Annotated in this window: 5 protein-coding genes; 2 read left to right on the plus strand and 3 right to left on the minus strand. The window is 68.6% G+C overall.

Annotation, left to right across the window (positions count from 1 at the left end):
- The coding region (locus EB084_17685) for a hypothetical protein (GenBank protein NDD30091.1) at positions 1 to 261 on the plus strand (261 nt) is incomplete at its 5' end.
- Here the strand turns inward: EB084_17685 and EB084_17690 are convergent.
- Positions 226 to 1,638 (minus strand): hypothetical protein, encoded by a 1,413-nt coding sequence (locus EB084_17690; protein NDD30092.1) that lies wholly within the window; start codon positions 1,636 to 1,638, stop codon positions 226 to 228. The genes EB084_17685 and EB084_17690 overlap by 36 nt on opposite strands.
- 612 nt (positions 1,639 to 2,250) lie before the next feature.
- On the opposite strand from EB084_17690, the gene EB084_17695 reads away from it, so the two are divergent.
- Entirely contained in the window at positions 2,251 to 2,502 is a 252-nt protein-coding gene (locus tag EB084_17695) for a Nif11-like leader peptide family natural product precursor (GenBank protein ID NDD30093.1), read from the plus strand.
- 8 nt (positions 2,503 to 2,510) lie between these two features.
- Here the strand turns inward: EB084_17695 and EB084_17700 are convergent, their stop codons facing one another.
- Both EB084_17700 and EB084_17705 read right to left on the minus strand, forming a co-directional pair.
- Positions 2,511 to 3,284 (minus strand): hypothetical protein, encoded by a 774-nt coding sequence (locus EB084_17700; protein NDD30094.1) that lies wholly within the window; start codon positions 3,282 to 3,284, stop codon positions 2,511 to 2,513.
- A partial coding sequence (locus EB084_17705) for a DEAD/DEAH box helicase (GenBank protein NDD30095.1) occupies positions 3,281 to 6,122 on the minus strand: 2,842 nt, incomplete at its 5' end. The genes EB084_17700 and EB084_17705, both read right to left, overlap by 4 nt.

Raw genomic sequence — 6,122 nt, forward strand, 5'->3', positions numbered from 1 at the left:
GAGAGCACGTTCCTGGCGCGGGTCGAGCTCGAGAGCGCCGGACAGATCTTCGATCTCGACGCGCGCCCGTCTGACGGCATCGCCCTGGCGCTGCGCGCCGACGCCCCCATCTTCGTCACCTCGCGCATTCCGCTGGCGACGGCCCACGTTGCTGATGAAGAGCAGGCGAAGCGTGACGACGAGGCGTTCAGGGCCTTCATCAAATCGCTCAAGCCGTCTGATTTCTCAGATGGTCAGGAGGAGCCCGAGACCGAGTCTTGAGGCGGTCAGCGGGTTGTTCCACGAGAGAGGCACGCACTTTCGTGCTTCCCTCGCTTCTTCCGGGAGAACGCCCGGAAGAAGCAGGGTAAGCACGATTTCACGGGGCATCGACGTCACTGGGGCACCGTGGCCTGGTGGTGCCTCTAGGGGCGTTGCAGGGGTGACAGCTTCGACGGAGCGTGGGGGGGCGGTGTGTTGCAGCCTGCCTCGTAGACCGCGCGCACGCGCACCAGGTCGATGGAGACATCGGGGATTCCGCCCACGCGCGACAGCGCCATGAGGGTGTCGAGGGCGCGTGCGGATGCGAATGGCGGCGTCTCGCTCCCGGTCTCCCGCGCGCAGCCCGATGCGGCCGTCGTCGTTGAGGTGCGTGGCGTCGAGCGCCTCGAGGCGGTAGAGCGTGCGGTACTGGGGGCGCTCGTCGAGCGCCACCACCCGCCCGTGCAGCCGATTGCCGTACTCGGCGTCTCCCCGATCACCGCGACGATGCCGGAAGACCACGCACTCCCCCGTCTTTGCGTGCTCTCCCATCCTGTAGAAGAACCGGCGCAGCAGCGCGAGGTCGTCGGCGTGGGTGAACCCGGGAGACAGGCATCCCGTGGTAAGCGCAGGACGGGCCCCCTTCTCGCGCAGCGTTCGAACGAATCGCGCCAGCTCTTGTTCGAGCTGGCCGGGCCCGTAGTGGAGGCTCGCCTTCCCCCGCGTCCACAGGCCCGTGTTCGAGAAGAAGTCGGCGTCGATGTCTATCCACAGCGGCGCGTCGAGCGTCGCGAACGAGGGCAGCTGCGAGAGCAGGCGCTTGTGCACCTGCACGGCGCGCAGCCCCCGCACGTCGTGGGGCCGTGAGAAGGCGATGTGGCCGTCGCGTGGGTCGACCCAGAGCGTCTGGTCGCGGGGGCCGTCATTGAAGTAGACGTCGACCGAGCGGCTCTCGTCCCAGAACAGATGGCGCTGCTCCGCCGAGGCCGAGTGGTCGGGCAGCACCCAGTAGACCTCGCTCACCGTGGCGTCGGAGATGAGTCGGTTGATGTAGTTGCCGATGCCTTCGTGACGGATGGAGATGTGCTCGTTGTTGCGCATGATGTCGGCGTGGTAGTCGATGTGCACGAGCACGAGGGGCTTCTCGCCCGTCAGCTTGCGCGCGCGCAGCAGCGCAACGGTATCGAGGTCGCAGTTGTGGTCGCGGGCGAAGTCGAAGTACGATTGCCCGAAGACGGCGTTCAGGTCGTCGTTGCGGGGATCGTGTGGTGCGTGCTGCCGCTGGGGGGCTTTGCTGGCGCGCGGTGATGCGGCGGGTGCGGGTGTTGACGCACGTGGCGACCGATAAGCTCCTGGCGCTCCCTGCGCGAGGGGTGGGCTTGGGGGCGCCTGGGCCACAGCGCGGGGAGCTTCTGCGGCGAGTAGCATTTCCTCCCACAGCAGGGTTCGCCAGAGGCAGGCCCCCCCCTTCGAAATTTTCTTTTGCACATCTTTTTCGGCACAACCACGGGCCGAGTACGGCTTATCCACAGCTGTCCACAGCAATTCACAGATTGACGCCCGGTGTGCCGGTGGTATACTTCGAGTGTCGGAAGCGGCAACGCAGTCGACCGCCAGGGAAAAGGCGTGAACACCCTCTCCGCGCGAGACGTTGACGACCCGCGCAGAGTGCCCGAGCAAGACGGGCTGGCCCCACGAGATGGTGACGAATCGTGGGCGAGAGAGTAATGACGGAGCTCTGACCGCAAGTCATTGCAATGCCGCGTCACGGGGGTCCAAGCGGTCCTCCAAACGTGTCTGACCGAATCGGGCAAGCGCAGCCTGAAGCGAGATGCGAATCCGCCCAGAGAGACAGTGGATCTCGGTTCACTTGGGATGTCAACTCCCACGCCCCGGAGCAGAGCCTCCAGGGCGTCTTTCGTTTTTGTGGCGCTTTCCGACGACTGCGAGTCGCCAGATCGATAGGAGCCACCTGCCGCGCCTGCGAACACGCTTTCAGATCACATCGCGATGATCTGGGCAGGGAGGGAACGTCTCATGTCGGTGGCTGATGCCGAGAAGTTCGTTGACAAGCTCGAGTCTGATCCTGCGTTCGGGCACGAGTTCCAGGAGGCCGAATCGTGGGATGACGCATTGCGGCTCATCCGCGAGGCCGGACTCGATTTCACCGAAGACGAGTTCCGCGCCGCCATACTGGCTCGCACCGACCTCGCCGGTGACGAGAGCGGTGACGAGAACCCGCTGCTGCGCGCCCACTGGTAGCGTGAGCGCTATGAGCGACCCGTGCTGATGACCCGACCGACCTGGGCGGCGATCCAGGCATAGGCGGGAGCGAGGGCCTGGCGCAGCTGCGTCTCATCGCAGCCGGGCAGCGGTGACCCCAGGCGCGCCAGCACCGCGCCGTGCACGTGTGGGGGTCGGAAGTCGACGGCTGGCGTCACGGGAAGGGCCTCGCCGTAGAAGGCCTCGACATCGACGGGCAGCGTCTCGACAGGGTCGAGGGTCGGGGCGTCATTGGGGCGCAGCGCGTCGCGCAGCTGCTCTCGGGTGCGTCCTCGCAGCACCAGCAGCGCAGATGCGTCGGCGCCGATCTGGTCGCTCGCCGCCTGACACGCGGCCCACAGATGCGCGCACGATGGCGCGGCGCAGCTGCAGCTCGCATCGACATCACGCGCCCACAGCAGCGACAGCCCCATCTCGTCGAACACCCCGTCGATCTCGGGGGGAACCTCGTTGGCCAGCAGGCGGGCCGCGAAGAGAGGACGCTGACGAAGTGCCGCCGTCACGCGCCGCCACTGCAGATGGTCGAAGATCTCGGCCTGCAGGCGAACCTCGAACCGTGCGCCCCCGTCGTCGCACACCCGTGCCGTGAGGCGCCCCGGTCCGAACTGGACCGCCTGCGTCGCCCCCTGTCTCGCCAGCGCGCGGCCTTCGGCGCTGGGGGCGAGAACGCGCGCTTCACGCAGGGCGTCGAGCCAGCGGCGCCCCCAGTGCGGACGTGTGATTCGTGCCGACGCTTCGACGGGATGCGTGTCGATGGTCATTCCTCTTCCTCCACGGCGTTGCTGTTCAGAACGAGCAGATCGGCCAGCTCTGCGGTGGTCATCTCGGTGAGCCACGACTCGCCGCTGCCCACCACGCTCTCGGCCAGGTCGCGCTTGGCGTCGAGCAGGCGATCGATGGACTCCTCGAGGGTGCCCTGGCACACCAGCTTGTGCACGTGCACCACGCTGCGCTGGCCGATGCGGTACGCCCGATCGGTGGCCTGGTTCTCGACCGCGGGGTTCCACCAGCGGTCGTAGTGGAACACGTGGGTGGCCCGGGTGAGGGTGAGCCCCACGCCGCCCGCCTTCACCGAGAGCACCAGCACGCGGGGGCCGTCGTCGCGCTGGAACCGCTCGACCAGGGCGTCGCGCTCCTCGCGCGTGGTCTCGCCGTGCAGGCAGGCCACGTCGACGCCGAAGCGCTGTCGCAGATGGGCGCCCAGCCGCACCGCCCACTCACGGAACTGCGTGAACACCAGCGCACGCTCACCGCCCTCGAGCACTCCGCCGAGAATCTCTTCGAGGCGCGTCAGCTTTCCGCTTCGATGGTCGAGGGGGCTGTCGTCATCGAGGAAGTGGGCGGGGTGGTTGCAGATCTGCTTGAGGCGCATCATGGTGGCGAGAACGAGCCCGCGTCTTGCGATTCCGGCGCTGGCGTCGATCTGCCCCAGCCGCTCGCGCACGGTCGCCTCGTACAGCGAGGCCTGTTCGCGAGTGAGGATGCAGGCGACCTTGCGCTCGATCTTCTCAGGGAGATCCGGGGCCACTGTGGGGTCGGTCTTGACCCGTCGCAGCAGGAACGGCTCGACGGCCTTTCGCAGCAGGTGACGCCTGCCCTCGTCTCCGCATCGCTCGATGGGCGTGGCGAACCGCCGGTTGAATGCGTCGCGGGTGCCCATCATCCCCGGATTGAGGAACTCCATGATGGCCCACAGGTCGGTCAGCCGGTTCTCGACCGGTGTGCCGGTGAGGGCGAGTCGCAGGGTGCTTCGAAGCGACCGCACCGCGCGCGCCTGTCGCGACTCGGCGTTCTTGATGCACTGTGCCTCGTCGAGGGCCACGCCGCGCCAGGTCTGCGCAAGCAGGGCGTCATCGCGCATCGCAAGGCCGTACGTCGTCACCACCACGTCGGCCTCGCTGTCCGGGACGCCTCGATCGCGGCCGTGGTGCAACGCCACGCGCAACGTGGGCGCGAAGCGCGCCATCTCCCGGGCCCAGCTCCCCATGAGCGAGGTCGGGCAGATGAGCAGCCACGGACCGTTTCCGCGATCGTGAAGCAGCAGGGTGATGACCTGGATGGTCTTGCCCAGGCCCATGTCGTCGGCCAGGCATGCCCCCAGCCCTCTAGCCATGCGATCGGCCATCCAGGCGAATCCCTGGGCCTGATAGGGGCGCAGCTGCGCCCGCAGATCGCCCGGCTGCGCGATGGGCGTCACCTTGCGCGCGTCGGTGAGCGCTTGCAGCTCTCCATCGAGCATGAGCTCGACGGGGGTCACGTCGAGGTGCGCGTCATCACCCGCGGAGGCCAGCCGCAGCGCCTCCCCGAGGGTGAGCGGCACGCCATCGTGCTGGCGCCACATCGACAGCAGCGCTGCGGCCGGCTCGGGCTCGATCAGGGCCCACGCATCGCGGAGCCTCACCAGGGGGATCTTCTGCGCAACCACCCGCTCGAACTCGCGCGCGTCGATCTCGTCGCTTCCCAGGGCCACCCGCCATTCATAGGCCAGCAGGGTCTGCAGCCCGAATCGGGCTTCACCGTCCGGGAGATCGCCGGCATGGGCAGAGAGAACCAGTCGCGGCGCGGCTGAGGGGTCGGCGGCCCACGTCGGCAGCAGCACCCGGAACCCGCACTCCTGCAGCAGCCACGCCGTCGAGCGCACGAACGTGGCGGCCTCGTCGAGGGACAGCGCGCAGCAGACGGGGGTGGCAGACGTGAGCGCGCGAGCCAGCGCGGGGAACACGCGCAAGGCTCGCCCCAGATCGGCCAGCAGATGGGCATGGGGGCGATCGAGGTTCAGGGGGCCGCGCTCGAGTCGAACGGGTGACCCTTCCCAGATCTCTGCCGCGGTGATGTGCGGCTCGCTCTCGTTCACGCATTCGAGGAAGAAGTGAACCGTCCACGCCCCCTCGCCCCCCGCGGGTGGCTCGAGGCGGAAGCCCGTGCGGAAGTCTGGTGGCTTCACGGGTTCGGTCAGCGGACGACACCAGCTGTCGAAGGCCTCCGCGAGAGGCGCAAGGGTCTCGGCAGGGGCGTCGACGACGGGCTTTCCAGCGCGAAGGGCGTCGATGAAGGCCTGCAGAGGGGAGGTGGGCGCCCCTGTCTCGGCGCCCGCGCTCAGCACGCCGCGCGAGAGCCAGTGACGCGCCAGCCCGTCGGCGGCGGTGTTCACGAATCGGGTGATGTGCTCGCGTGCGGCGGGGGGCGCCGGAGCCAGGGCCGCGCCGAGCTGCTCGAGGGCGCGTGCGTCGGCGTCGGCGTCGAGGGCACACCCCCAGCCGGGCCGCGGCGTTGCACGCGCGGAAGAGCCCTCGTCGCCGCGGGAGTCGCGCAGCAGGCTCGGCACGAGGCGTCCGCGCAGCATGAGCGAGAGGGTGAATCGCGATACGGCCGACCATACCACGAGATCGCCCGCGGCGTGAAGGCCGCCCGTCACCTCTGTGGGGATGTTCGCCAGCAGCACCGCGGCCTCGCTGGGGCGCAGAACGCACGCGCTCACGCGCCAGGGGGACAGTCGCGGAGGAAGGGTCAAGACCCGGGGGGCAGCATCATCCCAGGGGTCGAAGGCAGGCGCGAGGTCGTCGCTGCCGCCGTGCATGTCGAGATCGGTCTCGGCGCCG

The organism is Pseudomonadota bacterium (assembly GCA_010028905.1).
Lineage (GTDB): Bacteria > Vulcanimicrobiota > Xenobia > RGZZ01 > RGZZ01 > RGZZ01.

Bases quoted from the DNA above. Each gene is read 5' to 3' on its own strand.
- EB084_17695 (NDD30093.1), top strand. From the start codon at position 2,251: ATGATCTGGGCAGGGAGGGAACGTCTCATGTCGGTGGCTGATGCCGAG.
- EB084_17700 (NDD30094.1), bottom strand. From the start codon at position 3,284: ATGACCATCGACACGCATCCCGTCGAAGCGTCGGCACGAATCACACGT.